Below are 22,501 nucleotides of genomic sequence, written 5' to 3' on the forward strand. Positions count from 1 at the left end.
AAAGGCATTCTTCAAGTGAATGCACGACCCCTATATCACCAAATGCTCGAGGAACTGTTGAACCAGTGCCGTCGGGTGTTTGCGGTACGCCAGAGCGACGCTGCTATGACTGCCGGGGTCTGCCAAAGGCAGGAAATGAACGTCGGGTGGCGCAATGTCCTGCATCGATTCCGGCAAGAGGGCGATACCAAATCCCGCTTGGATCAGTTGCAGTTGCGTGGTTTTACGCGACATTACCCGAGCTGCTTTGGGAAAGAAGCCCTGGCGCATGCACAACTCGGCAGACAGGTAGCTAAGACCGCCTCGCTGGGGATGAGGGATGGAAATAAACGCTTCGTCGCGTAGCTGCCCCAGGTCGATCTGCCGCCCGGATTTGTCCCCGGCCAGCCAGTGATCGGGCGGGACTGCCACCAGCAAAGGTTCGTCGTAGAGCGGGTCGATCTGCACCTCTTCACACTGACGGAGCACTGGTAGGCGCAATAGGCCGATGTCCAGCCGGCCGTCTGCCAACTCTTGCAGTTGCGCCTCGGAAGACAACTGAGCGATGTCCATGGACACGCCGGGATGATGTTCGAGATAACGGTCGACGCTGCGCAGCAGTCGGCCGCTCATGGGCACAGTGCTGGAATGGCTCAAACGTAAGGTGCCGTGTTGACCATTGCCGATCCTGGTGGCCATGTCGCTGGCCTTGATCAGCTCGCTCAACAGGTTTTTGGCACGGGGTAAAAAAGCCTCGCCCGCTGGTGTGAGTTGGGGCCGCCGCGCAGTACGTTCGAAAAGTGGGGTTTGCAGGTGGACTTCCATGTCTTTGATTTGCCGGCTCAGGGCCGACTGGGCGATGAACAGGCGCTCGGCTGCGGCGCCGAAACTGCCGCATTCAGTGATTTCAACGAAGTAACGCAGTTGCCGGATTGAAAGCACAAGGCATGCCTTTTTGAGATGGGTTAGTGACTTTGATGATATTAGTCGCAACGCTCAGCGATGGCTAAAGTCGGCGAACTTAAATAGAGGAGCGCTGCAATGAGCGCATTGACATTGTTGAGCCAATGGCCTTTCGGCGTAGTGGATTGGCTGGTGATTGGCTTTGGCATCGCCCTGGCCTACATCGTGTTCGGCATCGCCGGTTTCGGCACCGCGCTGGTGGCGGGGCCGATTCTGATTCTGTTCATGCCGCTGTCGAAGATCGTGCCGTTGCTGGTGTTGCTCGATTTTGTCGCGGCATTCGGCAATCTGCTGCCGTCACGGCGCGATGTGGCGAGGCCGGAGCTGTTGCGGTTACTGCCCTGCATGGCGGTGGGGTGCACGCTGGGGGTGATTTTCCTGCTGAGCCTCAAGTCCGACCTGTTGCTGCTGTTGATGGGGCTGTTTATCAGCGCCTATGCGATCTACAGCCTTTGGGTCAAAACCCGGCCGACGCAGTTGTCTGCGGTGTGGGCGTTGCCGATGGGGACGGTGGGCGGAATGTTTGGCGCCTTGTTTGGCAGCGGCGGCTTTCTTTATGCAATCTACCTGAACAGCCGTTTGCCCAAGGAGGCGGCCCGGGCCACCCAGAGTGCATTGATCAGTTGCAGTACGGTGGTGCGTTTGAGTCTGTTTGTTATCGCCGGTGTGTATGCCGATTTGCCGTTGCTGGTGCTGGCGGTTTGTCTGTTGCCGGCCATGGTGCTGGGGCTGTGGTTCGGTCGACGGCTGACCATGCGCTTGTCCCGCGAGGCCTTTGTGCGGCTGGTGACGTGGTTGGTGCTGGCGAGCGGGATTGCGTTGATCGGGCGCTATCTCAGCACCTGATCAGTGAACCTGTGGCGAGGGAGCTTGCTCCCGCTGGGCGCGCAGCGACCCCAATCAGGTAGATGCAGTCTTTCTGAAAAAATGGTGACAATTTTTGGGGCTGCTGCGCAGCCCAGCGGGAGCAAGCTCCCTCGCCACAGTTTTTTGTAGTCCGACTTAATCGTTGTACTGGCTCAACAACCGTTCCAGTCGTGAACTGAGGCGGCGTTTGATTTCGGTCTCGATGTGCGGGGCGAAATCGTCGATCACGTCTTGTATGATCAACTGCGCGGCGGCACGCAGTTCGCTGTCCAGGTGCAGCAAGTCATCCGGCTTCTTGCTGGCGGCAGGTTCAACGATGGAGGCAGGGGGTGTCGGTACCACGGGCGGCGAAGGCTCGCTCACGGCGTCGAACAACATGGGAATCTGTTCCTGGTCGCCATCCTCGACCGTGTCGGTCAGCAGGGGCGGTTGCAGGTTGTCATCGCCGAGCAATTGGCGGATCGACTCGAGGTCGTCCAGCAGGTGCGCGGACTGTTGCAGCGGTTTTGGAGTGTCCATTGGAAGGCTCAGAGTCGCTGTAAACGGTGATCTTGCAGAGGATAGCCCTGTTCGCGGTAGAAACGGAAACTCTCCCGCGCGGCCTGGCGAATCGTCGGGTCTTCCACCACCACTTCCGCCACGCGGGCGAAACGCTGGGCGAAGGCCGGGACTTTCAGGTCGAGGTTGACCAGCAAATCCTGATGCTGACCGCAATCGTCACCCAGGCCCAGGACAATCAAGCCATCCGGTTCGCTTTCGGCAGGGCCGTGGGGCACGAAGCTTTCACCCTTGAATGTCCAGAGGCGTGCATCGAGATCGTCACGCTGGGCAGCGTCGCTGCAATGCAGGTAGACACGGTGACCCATGCGCCAGGCTTTTTCGGTGAGCTTGCAGGCGAAATCCAGGCGTGCCGAAGGATCGGCGCTGGGCAGAATATAGAAGTCGACTTTGGTCATTGCGGTTCCTGAGCCCTTGGCGGCGCCGCCCGAAAGCAACGCCGCCAAGGGTCATTGGTTTCAGGCTTTGGCGCGGTCCAGCAGGTATTGGGTCAGCAATGGAACCGGACGGCCAGTGGCGCCCTTGTCCTTGCCGCCGCTGGTCCAGGCAGTGCCGGCGATGTCCAGGTGCGCCCAGTTCAGGTTCTTGGTGAAGCGCGACAGGAAGCAGGCCGCGGTGATGGTGCCGGCTTTCGGGCCGCCAATGTTGGCGATGTCGGCGAACGGGCTGTCCAGCTGTTCCTGGTACTCATCGAACAGCGGCAGTTGCCAGGCGCGGTCGTCGGCAGCCTTGCCGGCGCTCAGCAGTTGGCCGATCAGTTCGTCGTTGTTGCCCAGCAGGCCCGACGTGTGGGAGCCCAGGGCGACCACGCAGGCGCCGGTCAGGGTCGCGATGTCGATGACCGCTTGCGGCTTGAAGCGCTCGGAGTAGGTCAGGGCGTCGCACAGCACCAGACGGCCTTCGGCGTCGGTGTTGAGGATTTCCACGGTCTGGCCGCTCATGGTGGTGACGATGTCGCCTGGGCGCGAAGCGTTGCCGCTCGGCATGTTCTCGGCGCAGGCCAGGATGCACACCAGGTTGATCGGCAGCTTCAGTTCCAGCACGGCACGCAGGGTGCCGAACACGCTGGCGGCGCCGCCCATGTCGTACTTCATTTCATCCATGCCCGCGCCCGGTTTGAGGCTGATGCCGCCGGTGTCGAAGGTGATGCCTTTGCCAACCAGCGCATACGGCTTCTCGGATTTCTTGCCGCCGTTGTATTGCATGACGATCAGGCGCGGTGGCTGGGCGCTGCCCTGGCCCACGGCGTAGAACGAGCCCATGCCCAGGGCCTTGATCTTCTTCTCGTCGAGGACTTCGACTTTCAGGTCCTTGAACGCTTTACCCAGGTCTTTCGCCTGTTCACCGAGGAAGGTCGGGTGGCAGATGTTTGGCGGCAGGTTGCCCAGGTCGCGGGTGAATGCCATGCCGTTGGCGATGGCAGTGGCGTGGGTCACGGCGCGCTGCACTTCAGCCTGAGCTGCCTTGATGGTCAGCAGGGTGATTTTCTTCAGGGCGCGGGGTTCGGCTTTCTGGCTCTTGAACTGATCGAAGGTGTACTCGCCGTCCACCAGGGTTTCGGCCAGCAGGCGGGTCTTGCCATAGCTGTCGCGGCCTTTGACGACCAGTTCATCCAGGGCCAGCACGGCATCGCCGCCGCCCAGGCCTTTCAGGGTGTTGAGGATGCCGGCAATGATTTTGCGGAACGGGCGGTCACCCAGTTCTTCATCCTTGCCCACGCCCACCAGCAGCACGCGTTCGGCTTTCAGGTTCGGCAGGCTGTGCAGCAACAGGCTCTGGCCAACCTTGCCGGCCAGATCGCCGCGCTTGAGCACTGCGCTGATCGCGCCGCCGCTCAATTCGTCGAGTTGTTTGGCAACCGCACCGAGCTTGCGACCTTCGCCAACGGAAACCACCAGCGTGGCGGTCTCCAACGTTTCCGGGTTGACGCTTTTTACAACCAGTTCCATGTCCGGGTCCCTGAATTGATGGTTAGCACGCAAGCGCCCGACACCGTATGTGCGTCACTTGCCTATAAAAGAAAGGCGCCAGTATCGACCGGCGACAAAGGCCGCAGTTTGAACCTCGCTACCAGCGGCTGACAACCCTCGGTTGTACGATTGTAGGAGCGAGCTTGCTCGCGAAGAACCTGAGAGCGCCGCGGGGTTTCAGGCTACCCGCGTTATCGTTGACGACCATCGCGAGCGAGCTCGCTCCTACAGGCGTTTCCATGCATTGCGCAGTGACAGGCGCACCCAATCACAGGATAATGCGCCATCTTTTTTCGGCGGCCCTGTCTTGCGGGCTGTCCGATACGTTTGCTTGTTTGGCCGCCTTAGCCTGACAACCCTGGAGTGTCTGGTTTGATCGTCTTCCGTTATCTATCCCGCGAAGTCCTGTTGACCTTGAGCGCCGTCAGTGCCGTGCTGCTGGTCATCATCATGAGCGGTCGCTTCATCAAATACCTCGCCCAGGCGGCCTCGGGCCTGCTGGATCCGGGGTCGCTGTTCCTGATCATGGGCTTTCGTCTGCCGGGCTTCCTCCAGCTGATCCTGCCGCTGGGGCTGTTTCTCGGGATCCTGTTGTCTTACGGTCGCCTGTACCTCGAGAGCGAAATGACCGTACTCTCGGCCACCGGCATGAGCCAGCAACGGCTGGTCTACATGACAATGTTTCCGGCCACCCTGGTCGCACTCATCGTGGCGTGGTTGAGCCTGAGCCTTGCACCACAAGGGGCCAACCAGTTTCAGTTGCTGCTGAACAAGCAGGATGCCCTGACCGAATTCGATACCCTGGAGCCAGGGCGCTTCCAGGCCCTGCGTGACGGTACCCGGGTCACCTACACCGAACGCATGTCGGATGACCGCGTCAATCTGGGCGGTGTGTTCATCTCGCAAAAGAACATCAGTTCCAACAACAAGGATCGCGGAATTTCTGTCCTGGTGGCGGAAAAGGGGCGTCAGGAAATTCGTCCGGACGGCAACCGCTACCTGATCCTGGATAACGGCTATCGCTATGACGGCAGTCCGGGTCAGGCCGACTACCGGGCGATCAAGTACGACGAATACGGTGTGTTGCTGCCAAAACCCGACGTCAGCGATGAAGTCACCGACCGCGATGCGATGCCGACCAGTACGTTGGTCGGCAGTGAAGACATTCGCTTGCGCGCCGAATTGCAATGGCGCATATCGCTGCCGTTGCTGGTGTTCATCGTGACCTTGATGGCGGTGCCGCTGTCGCGGGTCAATCCTCGTCAGGGCCGATTCCTCAAATTACTGCCGGCGATTCTTCTCTATATGGCTTACCTGACCATTCTGATTGCCGCCCGCGGTGCCCTCGACAAAGGCAAGATCCCCGCGGCGCTGGGCTTGTGGTGGGTGCACGGGATTTTCCTGGTCATCGGCCTGGGCTTGCTCTATTGGGAACCCTTGCGCTTGAAACGGGCGAGTCGCCGCAGCGCGCTGGAGGTGGTCCGTGGTTAAGCTCGATCGCTACATTGGTAGCAGTGTGCTGATAGCGATTCTGGCGGTGCTCGGGATCATTCTCGGGCTGGCGACACTGTTTGCCTTCATCGACGAGATGAGTGAAGTCACCGATACCTACACCCTGGTTGACGTTCTGAGTTATGTGACGCTGACTGCACCGCGCCGGATGTACGAAATGCTGCCGATGGCCGCGCTGATCGGCTGCCTGATCGGTCTGGGCAGCCTGGCCAGCAGCAGTGAACTGACGATCATGCGCGCCGCCGGTGTGTCGATCGGCCGGATTGTCTGGGCAGTCATGAAGCCGATGCTGGTATTGATGCTGGCCGGCGTGCTGGTCGGGGAGTACATCGCTCCGCCTGCCGAAACCGCCGCGCAAGCCAATCGGTCGCTGGCCCAGGGCAGTGGCGATGCACAAAGCGCCAAGCACGGCCTGTGGCACCGCCAGGGTGATGAGTTCATTCACGTCAACTCGGTACAGCCCAACGGCATCCTGTACGGTGTGACCCGCTATCGTTTCGATAACGAGCGGCACATGCTGTCGGCGAGCTTCGCCAAGCGTGCCGAGTTCGACACGGATCACTGGCAGTTGACGGACGTCACGACCACGCTGTTCCACGAGCGCAGCACTGAAGTGGTGTCGGCCCCGGTCGAGCGTTGGAGCGTGCCCTTGAGTCCGCAATTGCTGAGTACTGTGGTCATGGTGCCAGAGTCGCTGTCGATCAGCGGTCTGTGGGGTTATATCCACTACCTGGCGGATCAGGGGCTGAACAACAGCCGCTATTGGCTGGCATTTTGGGTCAAAGTGTTGCAGCCGCTGGTGACTGCCGCCCTGGTGTTGATGGCGATTTCCTTTATCTTTGGCCCGCTGCGTTCGGTGACCCTGGGCCATCGCGTGTTTACCGGCGTGCTGGTGGGCTTCACCTTCCGCATCGTTCAGGATCTGCTGGGGCCTTCGAGCCAGGTGTTCGGCTTCCCACCGTTGCTTTCGGTGCTGGTGCCGGCGGGTATTTGTGCGGTGGCGGGGCTCTGGCTGTTACGTCGAGCAGGCTGATGGCGGGCATTTTCCGACCGCTTTGACGATAAAAAACGCCCTTGTCGCAAGACCGGGGCGTTTTTGTAAGTGCCGTCTGACCTGCGAACGTGACGCTTGTGCCGTGGATCAGGTACAATTCCCGGCTATTTTTCGGCGGGCTATGCCTGCAGCCTTTTTGAGTGTTGATCCGTGAGTGATTTGAGTCATATCCGCAATTTCTCCATCATCGCCCACATTGACCATGGCAAGTCGACGCTGGCCGATCGCTTCATCCAGATGTGTGGCGGCCTGGCCGAGCGCGAAATGGAAGCCCAGGTCCTGGACTCCATGGACCTTGAGCGCGAACGCGGGATCACCATCAAGGCGCACAGCGTCACCCTGTATTACAAGGCTCGCGATGGCATCAACTACCAGCTGAATTTCATTGATACCCCCGGCCACGTTGACTTCACCTATGAGGTGAGCCGTTCGCTGGCTGCCTGTGAAGGCGCGCTGCTGGTGGTCGATGCCGGTCAGGGTGTTGAAGCGCAGTCGGTTGCCAACTGCTACACGGCAATCGAGCAGGGCCTGGAAGTGATGCCGGTGCTGAACAAGATCGACCTGCCACAGGCCGATCCGGAGCGCGTCAAGGAAGAAATCGAAAAAATCATCGGTATCGATGCCACCGACGCGGTCACTTGCTCTGCCAAGACCGGCCTGGGCGTCGATGAAGTGCTCGAGCGCCTGGTGACCACCATTCCGGCACCGACCGGCAACATCGAAGATCCGCTGCAAGCGTTGATCATCGACTCCTGGTTCGATAACTACCTGGGCGTTGTCTCCCTGGTTCGCGTTCGCCACGGCCGCGTGAAGAAGGGCGACAAGATTCTGGTCAAGTCCACCGGCAAGATCCACCTGGTGGACAGCGTCGGTGTATTCAACCCGAAACACACCCCTACCGCCGACCTGAAGGCCGGTGAAGTGGGCTTCATCATCGCCAGCATCAAGGATATTCACGGTGCGCCAGTGGGTGACACCCTGACCTTGAGCTCGACGCCGGACGTCGACGTGCTGCCGGGGTTCAAGCGCATCCAGCCGCAGGTTTACGCCGGTCTGTTCCCGGTCAGCTCCGATGACTTCGAAGACTTCCGCGAGGCGCTGCAAAAGCTCACCCTCAACGATTCGTCGCTGCAATACACACCGGAAAGCTCCGACGCACTGGGCTTCGGCTTCCGTTGCGGCTTCCTCGGCATGCTGCACATGGAAATCATCCAGGAGCGCCTCGAGCGCGAGTACAACCTGGACCTGATCACCACGGCGCCGACGGTAATCTTCGAACTGCTGCTCAAGACCGGCGAGACGATCTACGTCGATAACCCGTCCAAGCTGCCGGACCTGTCTGCCATCGAAGACATGCGCGAGCCGATCGTGCGCGCCAATATTCTTGTGCCGCAAGAGCACCTGGGTAACGTCATTACCCTGTGCATCGAAAAGCGTGGCGTACAGGTCGACATGCTGTTCCTCGGCTCCCAGGTACAGGTGACCTACGACCTGCCGATGAACGAAGTGGTTCTGGACTTCTTCGACCGCCTGAAATCCACCAGTCGCGGCTATGCTTCTCTGGACTACCATTTCGATCGTTACCAATCGGCCAGCCTGGTGAAACTGGACGTGCTGATCAACGGTGACAAGGTCGACGCCCTGGCGCTGATCGTGCACCGTGACAATTCGCACTACAAAGGTCGCCAGTTGACCGAGAAGATGAAGGATCTGATTCCTCGGCAGATGTTCGACGTGGCAATCCAGGCCGCCATTGGCGGGCAGATTGTGGCGCGGACAACCGTCAAGGCGCTCAGAAAGAACGTATTGGCCAAATGCTACGGCGGTGACGTCAGCCGTAAGAAAAAGCTGCTGGAAAAGCAAAAGGCCGGTAAGAAACGCATGAAGCAAGTCGGCAACGTGGAAATTCCACAGGAAGCCTTCCTTGCAGTGCTCAGGTTGGATAGTTAGGTCCTATGTCACTAAATTTCCCGCTGTTGCTGGTCATCGCCGTGTTTGTCTGCGGCCTGTTGGCGTTGCTCGATCTGTTGATCCTGGCCCCGCGTCGGCGTGCCGCCATCGCCTCCTATCAGGGCAGCGTCAGCCAGCCTGACATGGTCGTGGTCGAGAAACTGAACAAAGAGCCGCTGCTGGTTGAATACGGCAAGTCGTTCTTCCCGGTGTTGTTCATCGTGCTGGTACTGCGTTCGTTCCTGGTGGAACCGTTCCAGATTCCTTCCGGTTCGATGAAGCCAACCCTGGATGTCGGCGACTTCATTCTGGTGAGCAAGTTTTCCTACGGGATCCGCTTGCCGGTGATCGACAAGAAAGTCATCGAAGTCGGTGATCCGCAGCGAGGTGATGTCATGGTGTTCCGCTACCCGAGCGATCCGAACGTCAACTACATCAAACGTGTGGTCGGTCTGCCGGGCGACACGGTTCGTTACACCGCCGACAAGCGTCTGTTCGTCAACGGTCAATCGATTGCCGAACAGCTGGTCGGCTCCGAGCCGGGCACGCTGGGCAGCGCTGAGCTCTACAAGGAAAAACTCGGTGCGGCCGAGCACATGATCCGCAAGGAAATGAGTCGCTACCGCGCCATGCCGGACCATTCGTGGACCGTGCCGGCCGGGCACTACTTCATGATGGGAGACAACCGCGACAACTCGAACGACAGTCGCTACTGGGATGATCCGAGCATTCCCAAGGATCTGCTGGGCATGGTTCCCGACAAGAATATTGTCGGCAAGGCCTTCGCGGTCTGGATGAGCTGGCCGGAACCCAAACTCAGTCACCTGCCGAATTTCTCGCGGGTTGGCCTGATCAAGTAATCAATCACGGCGCTGTTGAACACAGCGCCGAATGCATTTCTGGAGTCGACAGATTCGGCGCCGGAAGCATGAAGCCAACGATATTCAGGACGTTATTTTTGAACACAGCGTTAATTGTCCCAAGCCTGCGCCGCCTCATGGCGATGGCAGTACAATCCAGCCACGAACTCAGCGTGGGTAAACCGTGAGCGTCTCCTTAAGCCGTCTAGAGCGTCAGCTCGGCTACACCTTCAAGGATCAGGAACTGATGGTCCTGGCCCTGACTCACCGCAGTTTTGCCGGGCGTAACAATGAACGCCTGGAGTTCCTTGGTGACGCCATCCTCAACTTCGTCGCCGGCGAGGCGTTGTTCGAGCGCTTCCCGCTGGCCCGCGAAGGCCAGTTGTCGCGTTTGCGCGCGCGTCTGGTGAAAGGTGAGACCCTGGCCGTACTGGCCCGTGGTTTCGATCTGGGCGAATACCTGCGCCTGGGTTCCGGCGAGCTGAAAAGCGGCGGCTTTCGTCGCGAGTCGATTCTGGCCGATGCCCTGGAAGCGCTGATCGGTGCGATCTACCTCGATGCTGGCATGGAAGTGGCCCGCGAGCGTGTGCTCGCCTGGCTGGCCGGAGAGTTCGAAGGCTTGACGCTGGTCGACACCAACAAGGATCCAAAGACCCGCCTGCAGGAGTTCCTGCAGTCCCGTGGTTGTGAGCTGCCGCGTTACGAAGTGGTGGATATCCAGGGTGAACCGCATTGCCGGACGTTCTTCGTCGAATGCGAAATCATCTTACTGAATGAAAAAAGCCGAGGTCAGGGTGTGAGCCGTCGTATTGCCGAACAGGTAGCGGCCGCCGCAGCTCTGATTGCCCTGGGTGTGGAGAATGGCAATGACTGATACAAACGCAACTCGCTGTGGCTATGTTGCCATCGTCGGCCGTCCGAACGTGGGCAAGTCCACGCTGCTGAACCACATCCTGGGTCAGAAGCTGGCGATCACCTCGCGCAAGCCGCAAACCACTCGCCACAACATGCTCGGTATCAAGACCGAGGGCGACGTGCAGGCGATCTACGTCGACACCCCCGGTATGCACAAGGGTGGCGAAAAGGCCCTGAACCGCTACATGAACAAGACCGCTTCGGCGGCGTTGAAAGATGTCGACGTGGTGATCTTCGTGGTCGACCGCACCAAGTGGACCGACGAAGACCAGATGGTCCTCGAGCGCGTCCAGTACGTGACCGGCCCGCTGATCGTCGCGCTGAACAAGACCGACCGCATCGAGGACAAGGCCGAGCTGATGCCGCACCTGTCCTGGTTGCAGGAACAGTTGCCGAACGCGCAGATCATGCCGATTTCGGCGCAGCACGGGCACAACCTCGACGCGCTGGAGCGGGTGATTGCCGAGCACCTGCCGGAAAACGATCACTTCTTCCCGGAAGACCAGATCACCGACCGCAGCAGCCGTTTCCTCGCCGCCGAGCTGGTGCGCGAGAAGATCATGCGTCAGATGGGCGCCGAGCTGCCGTACCAGATCACCGTTGAAATCGAAGAGTTCAAGCAGCAGGGCAAGACCCTGCATATCCATGCCTTGATCCTCGTCGAACGCGATGGCCAGAAGAAAATCATCATTGGCGACAAAGGCGAGCGCATCAAGCGCATCGGCACCGAAGCGCGCAAGGACATGGAGCTGCTGTTCGACTCCAAGATCATGCTCAATCTCTGGGTCAAGGTTAAGGGTGGCTGGTCCGATGACGAGCGTGCTCTGCGTTCGTTGGGTTATGGCGACCTGTAACACACCGCAGGATTCACTGTAGGAGCGAGCTTGCTCGCGATGGAATTGAAAGCGCCGCGTTCATTCAGATAGCCAGCGTTATCGTTATCCACCATCGCGAGCATGCTCGCTCCTACAGTCGTTTTTGAGCGCCCAGTTACCTCGGCGAGAAGCCCATGTCCCAAACCCCTCCCATCGGCCAGCCCGCCTACGTCCTGCACTCCCGCGCCTACCGTGAAAACAGCGCCCTGGTGGATTTCCTCACGCCGCAAGGTCGGCTGCGGGCGGTGTTGCGCAGTGCACGGGGCAAGGCCGGGACGTTGGCGCGGCCGTTCGTGCCGCTGGAAGTGGAGTTTCGAGGGCGTGGCGAGCTGAAGAAAGTCGGGCGCATGGAAAGTGCTGGCGTTTCCACCTGGCTTAACGGAGAGGCACTGTTCAGCGGCCTTTACCTCAATGAGTTGCTGATTCGCCTGCTGCCCGCCGAAGACCCGCACCCCGCCGTGTTCGATCACTACGCCGCGACCTTGCTGGCGTTGGCCGAAGGTCGTGCGCTGGAGCCGTTGCTGCGTTCCTTTGAATGGCGCTTGCTCGATGATTTGGGCTACGGATTCTCACTGACTGCGGATATCCACGATGAAGCCATCGCACCCGACGGCCTCTACCGCTTGCAAGTGGATGCGGGGCTGGAGCGGGTCTACCTGCTGCAACCTGGATTGTTCAACGGCACGGAACTGCTAGCCATGGCGGATGCCGACTGGAGCGCGCCGGGTGCCTTGTCGGCGGCCAAGCGTCTGATGCGCCAGGCATTGGCCGTGCATCTGGGCGGTCGCCCGCTGGTTTCCCGAGAGTTGTTTCGAAAGCCGTAAGTACCTTGTGTATGCTGTGCACCGAACTTTTTCTTCTTCTGGAGCGCTTCCGTGACCACCAGCACCCGTATTCTTCTTGGCGTGAACATCGACCACGTTGCCACCCTGCGTCAGGCCCGGGGCACCCGTTACCCGGACCCGGTCAAGGCAGCACTGGACGCGGAAGAGGCGGGCGCCGACGGCATCACCGTGCACCTGCGCGAAGACCGTCGGCACATCCAGGAGCGCGACGTTCTGCTGCTCAAGGACGTGCTGCAAACCCGCATGAACTTCGAAATGGGCGTCACCGAAGAAATGATGCAGTTCGCCGAACGCATCCGCCCGGCGCACATTTGCCTGGTACCGGAAACCCGTCAGGAACTGACCACCGAAGGCGGCCTGGACGTGGCGGGGCAGGAAGCGCGGATCAAGACGGCGGTCGAGCGCCTGTCGAAAATCGGCTCCGAAGTGTCGCTGTTCATCGATGCCGATGAGCGGCAGATCGAAGCCTCGCGCCGTGTCGGCGCGCCAGCCATTGAACTGCATACCGGTCGTTACGCCGATGCCGAGACGCCGACCGAAGTCGCTGAAGAACTCAAGCGTGTGGCCGATGGCGTGGCCTTCGGCCTGGCCCAGGGCCTGATCGTCAATGCCGGCCATGGCCTGCACTATCACAACGTCGAAGCCGTGGCAGCGATCAAGGGCATCAACGAACTGAACATCGGACACGCGCTGGTGGCCCATGCGCTGTTCGTTGGCTTCAAGTCGGCGGTTTCGGAAATGAAGGCGCTGATTCTGGCGGCTGCCAAGGCTTAAAACCAACACAAAACCAATGTGGGAGCGGGCTTGCTCGCGAAGGCGGCTTATCATTCAACATCTCTGTTGGCTGACACTCCGATTTCGCGAGCAAGCCCGCTCCCACATTTGATCTCGGTTGGTCTGTCAGAGCGGCGCCGGCTCCTGCGCCGGCTTGGTCTTGTCGATCCCCGGAACAAGCAGTTTGCCCTCGGCAACCTGGTCGCCTTCAAGCTGCGGCTGCGTGACCCAGGTCAGGATGTCGTAGTAGCGACGGATGTTCGCCACGAAATGCACCGGTTCGCCGCCGCGGGCGTAGCCGTAACGGGTCTTGCTGTACCACTTCTTCTCGGAAAGGCGCGGCAGCATTTTCTTCACGTCCAGCCACTTGTCCGGGTTCAGCCCTTCCTTGGCCGCCAGTTTGCGTGCGTCGTCCAGGTGGCCGCTGCCGACGTTGTAGGCCGCCAGGGCAAACCAGGTACGGTCCGGTTCCTGGATCGACTCGTCGAGCTGGTCTTTCATGTAGGCCAGGTACTTGGCACCGCCCATGATGCTCTGCTTGGGGTCCAGGCGGTTGGACACGCCCATGGCCTGCGCGGTGTTCTGGGTCAGCATCATCAGGCCACGCACGCCGGTCTTGGACGTGACGGCAGGTTGCCATAACGACTCCTGGTACCCGATGGCCGCCAGCAGGCGCCAGTCGACTTTCTCTTTCTTGGCGTACGACTTGAAGTGCTGTTCGTACTTGGGCAGGCGTTGCTGCAAGTGTTGGGCAAACGTGGTGGCGCCCATGTAGCCGAGAACGTCGACATGCCCGTAGTAGCGGTCCTTGAGGCGTTGCAGGGTGCCGTTTTTCTTGACCTTGTCGAGGTACTCGTTGACTTCGTTGAGCAGGCTGTTGTCGTCGCCCGGTGCAACGGCCCAGCTCTGGTTGCTGGCGTCGCCGAGGTCGAAGGCGACCCGGATGTTGGTGAAGTACACCTGGTTCATCGCGACTTCGTTGGAGTCGACCAGCGTCAGGTCTATCTGACCTTCGTCGACCATGCGCAGGAGATCGACGACCTCGACTGCGTCAGACTCTTCGTATTCGATGCCGGGAAATTTCTGTTTCAACTGCGCCAATTGTTCGGCGTGGGTGCTGCCCTTGAGCACCATGATCTTCTTGCCCACCAGATCCTTCGCGTCGGTCGGCCGTGACTGGCCGTTGCGGTAGATGATCTGCGGGGTGACTTCCAGGTAGGAGTGCGAGAAACGCACCTGCTTCTTGCGCTCTTCGCTGCTGACCAGGCCGGCAGCCGCCAGCACCGGGCCGTTGGGCTTGCCGACCTGGTTGAACAGGTCATCGAGGTTGTCGGCGGTCTCGATCTTGAGCTCGACCCCCAGATCGTCGGCGAAGCGCTTCACCAGCTCGTATTCGAAGCCGGTTTCACCGTTGCGATCCTGAAAGTAGGTGGCGGGACTGTTTCGGGTAACCACCCGCAGCACACCATCCTCCTTTACGCGCTCAAGCGTGTTGGGTTTATCAACACAGCCACCGAGCATCAGGAAGAGTCCGGTTGCGATCAGCCATTTGGCGTACCGCGGACGTAAAGCCGTTGGGGAAAACATCTGCGCAGTATACGCAAAGGACCACGGGCGCCATATCTCGACAGCGAAGGGCTTGTCTGCTAGCGATCACAAAACCGGCCGAAACCCCGCAGGAATGGGCCTGGTCTGCATTTTGTTACAGTAAAAATAAGCTGTCGTCACACGCTCCGTTAACCTGACTTTCGAGGCAGAAACACAAAACGACGCCCGGGTGCAACCGTGCGTAGCGTTTCGGGTGATGTCGCGGGCTGTTTAGGCTAGAATGCACGGCCTCAAAGCACACCCCTTCCCGAGGCTGTCCCGAAGATGTTGATCCTGCGCGGCGCTCCTGCCCTTTCTGCCTTTCGCCACAGCAAACTCCTTGAGCAACTGAGCCAGAAGGTTCCGGCTGTCAGTGGCCTGTATGCTGAATTCGCTCACTTCGCCGAAGTTACCGGCGTCCTGACCGGCGACGAACAGCAGGTGCTTGCGCGCCTTCTGAAGTACGGTCCAAGCGTTCCGGTACAAGAACCGACCGGTCGCCTGTTCCTGGTGTTGCCGCGTTTCGGCACCATCTCGCCATGGTCGAGCAAGGCCAGTGACATCGCCCGCAACTGTGGCCTGGCGAAAATCCAGCGCCTGGAGCGCGGCATCGCGTTCTACGTGGCCGGCCAGTTCAGCGACGCTGAAGCTCAGCTTATTGCTGACGGTCTGCACGATCGCATGACCCAGATCGTCCTGGGCAACCTCGAACAGGCCGCCGGCCTGTTCAGCCACGCCGAACCGAAACCCCTGACCGCGATCGACGTGCTGGGTGGCGGCCGTGCCGCGCTGGAAAAGGCCAACACTGAGCTGGGCCTGGCCCTGGCTGAAGACGAGATCGACTATCTGGTCAACGCCTTCGTGGGCCTTTCGCGCAACCCGCATGACATCGAACTGATGATGTTCGCCCAGGCGAACTCCGAGCACTGCCGTCACAAGATCTTCAACGCCAGTTGGGACATCGACGGCCAGAGTCAGGAAAAAAGCCTGTTCGGCATGATCAAGAACACCTATCAGATGCACAACGAAGGTGTCCTGTCGGCTTACAAGGACAACGCTTCGGTGATCGTCGGCTCCGTGGCCGGTCGCTTCTTCCCGGACCCGGAAACCCGCCAGTACGGCGCGGTGCAGGAGCCGGTGCACATCCTGATGAAGGTTGAAACCCACAACCACCCGACCGCGATTGCCCCGTTCCCGGGCGCGTCCACCGGTTCCGGTGGCGAAATCCGCGACGAAGGCGCTACCGGTCGTGGTGCCAAGCCGAAAGCCGGCCTGACCGGTTTCACCGTGTCCAACCTGCAGATCCCGGGCTTCGAACAGCCGTGGGAAGTGCCGTACGGCAAACCCGAGCGCATCGTTACCGCGCTGGACATCATGATCGAAGGCCCATTGGGCGGCGCTGCGTTCAACAACGAATTCGGTCGTCCGGCGCTGACCGGTTACTTCCGTACCTTCGAACAATCGATCACCACCCCGCACGGTGATGAAGTTCGTGGCTACCACAAGCCGATCATGCTGGCTGGCGGCATGGGCAATATCCGTGAAGAACACGTCAAGAAAGGCGAGATCGTCGTCGGCTCCAAGCTGATCGTGCTCGGCGGCCCGGCGATGCTGATCGGCCTGGGCGGCGGTGCAGCTTCCTCCATGGCCACCGGCACCAGCTCGGCAGATCTGGACTTCGCTTCGGTACAGCGTGAAAACCCGGAAATGGAACGCCGTTGCCAGGAAGTCATCGACCGTTGCTGGCAACTGGGCGACAAGAACCCGATCAGCTTCATCCACGACGTGGGTGCGGGCGGTCTGTCCAACGCCTTCCCGGAACTGGTCAACGACGGCGACCGCGGTGGCCGTTTCGAACTGCGCAACATTCCAAACGACGAGCCGGGCATGGCCCCGCACGAAATCTGGTCCAACGAATCCCAGGAACGCTATGTTCTGGCTGTCGGCCCGGCGGATTTCGAACGTTTCAAGGCAATCTGCGAACGCGAGCGTTGCCCGTTTGCCGTCGTCGGCGAAGCCACTGCCGAACCACAGCTGACCGTCACCGACAGCCATTTCGGCAACAGCCCGGTGGACATGCCACTGGAAGTGTTGCTGGGCAAGGCCCCGCGTATGCACCGTTCGGTGGTGCGTGAAGCCGAACTGGGCGATGACTTCGATCCGTCGACCCTGAACATTGCCGACTGCGTCGAGCGCGTTCTGCATCACCCGGCCGTGGCCAGCAAAAGCTTCCTGATCACCATCGGCGACCGCACCATCACCGGCCTCGTGGCCCGTGACCAGATGGTCGGCCCGTGGCAGGTGCCGGTGGCCGACGTTGCCGTCACCGCCACCAGCTTCGACGTCTACACCGGTGAAGCCATGGCCATGGGCGAGCGTACTCCGCTGGCGCTGCTGGATGCTCCGGCGTCGGGCCGCATGGCCATCGGCGAAACCCTGACCAACATCGCCGCTTCGCGCATCGGCAAGATCTCCGACATCAAGCTGTCGGCGAACTGGATGTCCGCCGCCGGTCACCCGGGTGAAGATGCACGCCTGTACGACACCGTGAAAGCGGTCGGCATGGAGCTGTGCCCTGAGCTGGGCATCACCATTCCGGTGGGCAAGGACTCGATGTCCATGGCCACCCGCTGGAGCGATGAAGGCGTGGAGAAGTCCGTCACGTCGCCAATGTCCCTGATCGTGACCGGTTTCGCGCCAGTGACTGACATCCGTCAGACCCTGACCCCGCAACTGCGCATGGACAAGGGCACCACCGATCTGATCCTGATCGACCTGGGCCGCGGCCAGAACCGCATGGGCGCCTCGATCCTGGCACAGGTTCACGGCAAACTCGGCAAGCAGGCTCCGGACGTCGATGACGCCGAAGACCTGAAAGCCTTCTTCGCCGTGATCCAGGGCCTCAACGCCGACGGTCACCTGTTGGCTTACCACGACCGTTCCGACGGTGGTCTGTTGACCAGCGTGGTGGAAATGGCGTTCGCCGGTCACTGCGGCCTGAGCCTGAACCTCGACAGCCTGGCGGATTCTTCCAGCGACATCGCCGCGATCCTGTTCAACGAAGAACTGGGTGCCGTGATCCAGGTTCGCCAGGACGCCACCCCGGACATCCTCGCGCAGTTCAGCGCTGCCGGCCTGGGCGATTGCGTGTCGGTGATCGGTCAGCCAATCAACAATGGCGAGATCAGCATCACCTTCAACGGTGACACCGTGTTCGAAGGCCAGCGTCGTCTGCTGCAACGCCAGTGGGCCGAGACCAGCTACCAGATCCAGCGTCTGCGTGACAACGCCGACTGCGCCGAGCAAGAGTTCGACGTGCTGCTGGAAGAAGACAACCCGGGCCTGAGCGTCAAGCTGAGCTACGACATCAACCAGGACATCGCCGCGCCTTACATCAAGAAAGGCATTCGCCCACAGGTTGCCGTGCTGCGTGAGCAGGGCGTCAACGGTCAGGTGGAAATGGCGGCTGCGTTCGACCGCGCCGGTTTCAACGCGATCGATGTGCACATGAGCGACATTCTGGCCGGCCGTGTCGACCTGAACGAGTTCAAGGGCATGGTCGCTTGCGGCGGTTTCTCTTACGGCGACGTATTGGGTGCCGGTGAAGGCTGGGCCAAGTCGGCGCTGTTCAACAGCCGTGCCCGCGATGCGTTCCAGGGCTTCTTCGAGCGCAACGACAGCTTCACCCTCGGCGTGTGCAACGGTTGCCAGATGATGTCCAACCTGCACGAGCTGATTCCGGGCAGCGAGTTCTGGCCGCACTTCGTGCGTAACCGTTCCGAGCAGTTCGAAGCCCGTGTGGCCATGGTGCAGATCCAGGAATCGAACTCGATCTTCCTGCAGGGCATGGCCGGTTCGCGTATGCCGATCGCCATCGCCCACGGTGAAGGCCATGCCGAGTTCGCCAGCGAAGAAGCACTGCTGGAAGCCGATCTGTCGGGTTGCGTGGCGATGCGTTTCGTCGACAACCACGGCAAGGTCACCGAAAGCTACCCGGCCAACCCGAACGGTTCGCCGCGCGGGATCACCGGCCTGACCAGCCGCGACGGTCGCGTGACCATCATGATGCCGCACCCTGAGCGTGTATTCCGCGCCGTGCAGAACTCGTGGCGTTCGGATGACTGGAACGAAGATGCACCGCTGATGCGCATGTTCCGTAATGCTCGCGTCTGGGTGAACTGATAGCCGTGTACAAGCTCAGCTTCTTTGTTCCGACCAGTCATCTGGAACAGGTCAAAAGTGCCGTATTCGCCGCCGGTGGCGGAAGGATCGGCGCTTACGATCACTGCGCCTGGCAGGTGTTGGGCCTGGGTCAGTTTCGTCCATTGGATGGCAGCCAGCCGTTCATTGGCGAAGCGGGGCAGGTCGAGCAGGTCGAGGAATGGAAGGTTGAGTTGGTGGTGGCGGATGAGTTGATTCGCTCGGTGGTGGAGGCTTTGAAACAGAGCCATCCCTATGAGACACCGGCTTATGAGGTGTGGCGGCTGGAGGATTTCTGATCTTCCAGGCTGCTGAAATGAAAAACCCGCTGAAGTGATTTCAGCGGGTTTAATGAGATGGTCAGCCTGACCGATAAGCCCTGCAGGTTTACGCTTGCAGGGCTTTTCTCGTTTTCGGCCGGAGGATCTCTCATGAATGCGATGACGCTTCTCGGTATCGACATCGGCAAACACAGTTTCCACCTGCATGGCCAGGACACCCGAGGTCATCAGGTTTTGCGCAAGAAGATGAGCCGTGGCCAGTTGCTCGGAAGCTTGGCGCAACTCCCCATCTGCACGGTGGTGATGGAGTCTTGTGGTGGTGCCCACTGGTTGGCTCGGGAGATCGGCGCACTCGGTCACGAGGTGAAGTTGATCGCTCCGCAGTACGTCAAACCGTTCGTTAAAGGCAACAAAAACGACTTCATTGATGCAGAAGCGATCTGTGAGGCGGCGAGCCGCCCCACGATGCGCTTCTGCCCGATCAAAACGGCAGAACAGCAAACGCTTTCGGCCCTGCACCGTGTTCGAGGCTCGCTGATTGAGCATCGGACGGCGGCGACCAACCAGATTCATGGGTTTCTACTGGAGTTCGGGATTAGCCTGCCCATCGGTGTCACGGCCTTACACCGCGTACCGGCGCTACTGGACGACCCTCGGCACCCGGTTCCATTGCGTCTCAAGGGCCTGCTGATGCGCCTCTATTATCAGATTCAACAGCTCACTGATGAGATCAAGGACATCGAGTCCGACCTGAAACAACAGTTGAAGGAAGACGATGCCGGACAACGCTTGCAGAGTATTCCTGGCATTGGCCCGATCACCGCCAGCGCGGTATTGGCCGACGTGGGGGATGTCTCGCGCTACCGCAGCGGACGCGATTTCGCGGCTTCGTTAGGGCTGGTCCCGAGGCAATACTCGACGGGCGGAAAGACGGTGCTGCTGGGGATCAGCAAGCGTGGGGACAAGCACATACGTCAGCTCTTGGTGCAGGGTGCGCGGGCCATCATGCGTCATATCGATAAACGGGAAGATGCCCTTGGGCCTTGGGTTCAAGAGCTGCTGAGGCGCCGACACTCCAACATCGTGGCCTGCGCCTTGGCGAACAAACTGGCGCGAATCGTGTGGGCGGTACTGGCCAAAGGCGGCCAGTACGACCCACATCCGAACGCTTGAACGTACAGCGTTACCACCGGCTTTTGCGACGTCACTGACTGATGACAGTAAACGGCAAACGGCCCGACTGAGAACCTGGCATAAAAATCAGCTAGAGAGGCTGAGGGTTTTTTCAGGACAGTCGGGAGCGGCTACTCATCGAGGGCCGAGCGTTGTTCCAGCAACGCTCACCATGAGCCCGGATACATTAGCGCAAGCCAGCTTTACCGGAAACAGCCCATGAGGTTGCAGGAGATGGGCTGACCATACATTTTTATGCCTAGGGTTTTGTGTTGATAATCAGGGCCTCATCGCTGGCAAGCCAGCTCCCACAGTGTTTTATGTCGTACACAAATGCTGTGTACATCCGAGAACCCTGTGGGAGCTGGCTTGCCAGCGATGACGGCCTGTCAGGCAACTCATAACTAAACTTTGGCACTGACCTCACTTCGATTGACCAAGGCTTCTAGCGCATCACTCAAACTCGCCGCTCTGTCACCCACCAACAGGTGCCAGATCCCGCCCTCAAGCTGACTCACACCCTGACAGCCCAGTGCCTTCAAATCGCACTCCGACATTGCCTTGCCATCCGCCAATTGCAGACGAATCCGGGTCATGGCCACGCAGTCCAGTTGCAACACATTGTCGCCACCGCCGAGTGCGCTCAGCCATTGTTGGGCTTCATTTTTCGCCACGGTGACAGCTGGCGGTACGTCGACGATGACCGCCGGAGTAGAGATCAATGCGCGACCCAGCGCCGGCATCGCCAGGCGAATTTCATCGGCAATCGCGTCGGCCATCGGTCCCACCACCACCTGCAAACTCCCACCCTTGCCCGGACGCACCACGGCCATGGCACCTAGTGCTTTCAAGTCCGCATCCGAGGCCTTGTTGCGATCCACCATGTCCAGTCGTAACCGAGTGGTGCAGGCGCCGACGGTGATCAGGTTTTCGGCGCCGCCCAAGGCCTTGATGTAGGCCCCCGCACGGTCGCTGTCCGCCACTGCGGCTTTTTCAGTGGCAGCAGTGTCTTCCCGTCCCGGCGTCTTGAGATTGAAACGACGGATACAGAAGTCGAACACCAGGTAATAGATCAATGCATAGACCAGGCCGACTGGGACTACGCGCCAGCCATTGGTGGATTTGCCCCAGCCGAGGACCATGTCGATGAAGCCGCCGGAAAAGGTAAAGCCGAGGTGGATGTTCAGCAGATTGGTGACAGCCATGGACAGGCCGGTCAGCAGCGCATGCAGCAAGAACAGCAGCGGCGCGAGGAACATGAAGGCGAACTCGATGGGTTCGGTGACGCCGGTCAGGAATGAAGTCAGGGCCATCGACAGGAATATCCCGCCCATGATTTTACGCCGTTCCGGCAGGGCGTTGCGGTACATCGCCAGGCAGGCGGCGGGCAGGCCGAAGAGCATCACCGGGAACATGCCGGTCGTGAACTGGCCGCCTTTCGGGTCGCCGGCAAAGTAGCGCGATATGTCGCCGGTCACCAAGGCACCCGTGGTCGGGTCGGTGAAGTTGCCGAACACAAACCAGGCCATGTTATTGATGATGTGGTGCAGGCCGGTGACGATCAGCAGGCGGTTGAGCACACCGAAAATGAATGCACCGATGCTGCCGCTCTCCAACAGCAACGCGCCGAAGCTGTTGATGCCGTGCTGTACCGGCGGCCAGATCAGACCGAACACCACGCCCAAGCCGACCGCGCTGAAACCGGTCACGATCGGCACAAAGCGCCGGCCGCCGAAGAACGCCAGGTACTCCGGCAGCTTGATGTCCTTGAAACGGTTGTATAGCGCGCCGGCCATCAAGCCGCTGATGATCCCGGCGAGCATGCCCATGTTGATGCTCGCATCCAGCACCTTGAGCGTGGATACCATCACCAGATAACCGATGGCCCCGGCCAGACCGGCAGTGCCGTTGTTGTCCCTGGCGAACCCGACCGCGATGCCGATGGCGAAAATCAGCGCCAGATTGGCGAAAATCACCTGGCCGGCGTCGTGGATGATCGCGATGTTCAAAAGGTCCGTGTCGCCCAGGCGCAGCAGCAGGCCGGCAATCGGCAGGATCGCGATCGGCAGCATCAGCGCGCGGCCGAGGCGCTGCAGGCCTTCGATAAAGTATTGGTACATGGCGGTACTCCCTGGATT

General features: G+C 60.2%; 18 protein-coding genes and 1 pseudogene. 12 read left to right on the forward strand and 7 right to left on the reverse strand.

All coding sequences use genetic code 11. The features are described 5' to 3' along the window. Positions 1-30: 30 nt before the first annotated feature. The gene (locus tag RS887_RS14795) at positions 31-921 is read right to left on the reverse strand and encodes a LysR family transcriptional regulator (RefSeq protein WP_322615944.1); all 891 of its coding nucleotides are present in this window, start codon (positions 919-921) and stop codon (positions 31-33) included. 99 nt (positions 922-1,020) lie between these two features. On the opposite strand from RS887_RS14795, the gene RS887_RS14800 reads away from it, so the two are divergent. Beyond that, complete coding sequence (locus RS887_RS14800) at positions 1,021-1,788, forward strand: sulfite exporter TauE/SafE family protein (RefSeq protein WP_322615945.1); 768 nt, start codon at positions 1,021-1,023, stop codon at positions 1,786-1,788. 156 nt (positions 1,789-1,944) lie between these two features. Here RS887_RS14800 and RS887_RS14805 read toward each other — a convergent pair whose 3' ends face one another. From RS887_RS14805 to RS887_RS14820, 4 genes and pseudogenes are all read right to left on the reverse strand, one after another. Next, on the reverse strand, positions 1,945-2,328 hold the full coding sequence (locus RS887_RS14805; RefSeq protein WP_322615946.1) for a DNA polymerase III subunit chi: 384 nt from the start codon (positions 2,326-2,328) through the stop codon (positions 1,945-1,947). Between the two features lie 8 nt (positions 2,329-2,336). Further along, positions 2,337-2,765, reverse strand: a complete 429-nt coding sequence (locus tag RS887_RS14810) for a DNA polymerase III subunit chi (RefSeq protein WP_008020283.1) — start codon at positions 2,763-2,765, stop codon at positions 2,337-2,339. Between the two features lie 60 nt (positions 2,766-2,825). After that, positions 2,826-4,316, reverse strand: coding sequence for a leucyl aminopeptidase (locus tag RS887_RS14815; protein ID WP_322615947.1), 1,491 nt, complete (start codon positions 4,314-4,316; stop codon positions 2,826-2,828). A 148-nt stretch (positions 4,317-4,464) separates the two neighbouring features. After that, positions 4,465-4,578: pseudogene (locus tag RS887_RS14820) on the reverse strand (outer membrane lipoprotein carrier protein LolA); the annotation flags it as partial. Between the two features lie 131 nt (positions 4,579-4,709). On the opposite strand from RS887_RS14820, the gene lptF reads away from it, so the two are divergent. The 8 genes from lptF to pdxJ all read left to right on the forward strand — a co-directional run bounded on the left by lptF (position 4,710) and on the right by pdxJ (position 13,122). Further along, entirely contained in the window at positions 4,710-5,828 is a 1,119-nt protein-coding gene (gene lptF / locus RS887_RS14825; RefSeq protein ID WP_322615948.1) for an LPS export ABC transporter permease LptF, read from the forward strand. Then, positions 5,821-6,882: an LPS export ABC transporter permease LptG gene (lptG, locus tag RS887_RS14830; RefSeq protein ID WP_322615949.1), complete on the forward strand. Its 1,062-nt coding sequence runs from the start codon at positions 5,821-5,823 to the stop codon at positions 6,880-6,882. The genes lptF and lptG overlap by 8 nt, the downstream gene beginning before the upstream one ends. A 171-nt stretch (positions 6,883-7,053) precedes the next feature. Then, on the forward strand, positions 7,054-8,853 hold the full coding sequence (gene lepA / locus RS887_RS14835; protein WP_322615950.1) for a translation elongation factor 4: 1,800 nt from the start codon (positions 7,054-7,056) through the stop codon (positions 8,851-8,853). Positions 8,854-8,858: 5 nt separating this feature from the next. Next, the gene (gene lepB / locus RS887_RS14840; RefSeq protein WP_007973961.1) at positions 8,859-9,713 is read left to right on the forward strand and encodes a signal peptidase I; all 855 of its coding nucleotides are present in this window, start codon (positions 8,859-8,861) and stop codon (positions 9,711-9,713) included. 184 nt (positions 9,714-9,897) lie between these two features. Further along, positions 9,898-10,587, forward strand: a complete 690-nt coding sequence (rnc, locus tag RS887_RS14845) for a ribonuclease III (protein ID WP_007973960.1) — start codon at positions 9,898-9,900, stop codon at positions 10,585-10,587. Beyond that, on the forward strand, positions 10,580-11,482 hold the full coding sequence (gene era, locus RS887_RS14850; protein ID WP_008020290.1) for a GTPase Era: 903 nt from the start codon (positions 10,580-10,582) through the stop codon (positions 11,480-11,482). The genes rnc and era overlap by 8 nt, the downstream gene beginning before the upstream one ends. A gap of 155 nt (positions 11,483-11,637) precedes the next feature. After that, positions 11,638-12,327, forward strand: a complete 690-nt coding sequence (recO, locus tag RS887_RS14855) for a DNA repair protein RecO (protein WP_322615951.1) — start codon at positions 11,638-11,640, stop codon at positions 12,325-12,327. A gap of 51 nt (positions 12,328-12,378) precedes the next feature. Next, positions 12,379-13,122, forward strand: coding sequence for a pyridoxine 5'-phosphate synthase (pdxJ, locus tag RS887_RS14860; RefSeq protein ID WP_322615952.1), 744 nt, complete (start codon positions 12,379-12,381; stop codon positions 13,120-13,122). Between the two features lie 126 nt (positions 13,123-13,248). Here pdxJ and mltF read toward each other — a convergent pair whose 3' ends face one another. Continuing rightward, positions 13,249-14,709 carry a membrane-bound lytic murein transglycosylase MltF gene (gene mltF / locus RS887_RS14865; RefSeq protein ID WP_322615953.1) on the reverse strand — a complete coding sequence of 487 codons (1,461 nt, stop codon included), beginning with the start codon at positions 14,707-14,709 and terminating at the stop codon, positions 13,249-13,251. A 285-nt stretch (positions 14,710-14,994) separates the two neighbouring features. On the opposite strand from mltF, the gene purL reads away from it, so the two are divergent. From purL to RS887_RS14880, 3 genes are all read left to right on the forward strand, one after another. Next, the gene (purL, locus tag RS887_RS14870) at positions 14,995-18,891 is read left to right on the forward strand and encodes a phosphoribosylformylglycinamidine synthase (protein ID WP_322615954.1); all 3,897 of its coding nucleotides are present in this window, start codon (positions 14,995-14,997) and stop codon (positions 18,889-18,891) included. A 5-nt stretch (positions 18,892-18,896) separates the two neighbouring features. Beyond that, the gene (locus RS887_RS14875; RefSeq protein WP_322615955.1) at positions 18,897-19,208 is read left to right on the forward strand and encodes a YqfO family protein; all 312 of its coding nucleotides are present in this window, start codon (positions 18,897-18,899) and stop codon (positions 19,206-19,208) included. 132 nt (positions 19,209-19,340) lie between these two features. Beyond that, positions 19,341-20,363 (forward strand): IS110 family transposase, encoded by a 1,023-nt coding sequence (locus RS887_RS14880; RefSeq protein ID WP_322615956.1) that lies wholly within the window; start codon positions 19,341-19,343, stop codon positions 20,361-20,363. Positions 20,364-20,767: 404 nt separating this feature from the next. On the opposite strand, the gene nagE is transcribed toward RS887_RS14880, so the two are convergent. Further along, positions 20,768-22,483: an N-acetylglucosamine-specific PTS transporter subunit IIBC gene (nagE, locus tag RS887_RS14885; RefSeq protein ID WP_322615957.1), complete on the reverse strand. Its 1,716-nt coding sequence runs from the start codon at positions 22,481-22,483 to the stop codon at positions 20,768-20,770. Positions 22,484-22,501: the final 18 nt, after the last annotated feature.

The organism is Pseudomonas sp. BIC9C, assembly GCF_034541995.1.
In the GTDB taxonomy this organism is placed as follows: domain Bacteria; phylum Pseudomonadota; class Gammaproteobacteria; order Pseudomonadales; family Pseudomonadaceae; genus Aquipseudomonas; species Aquipseudomonas fluorescens_CC.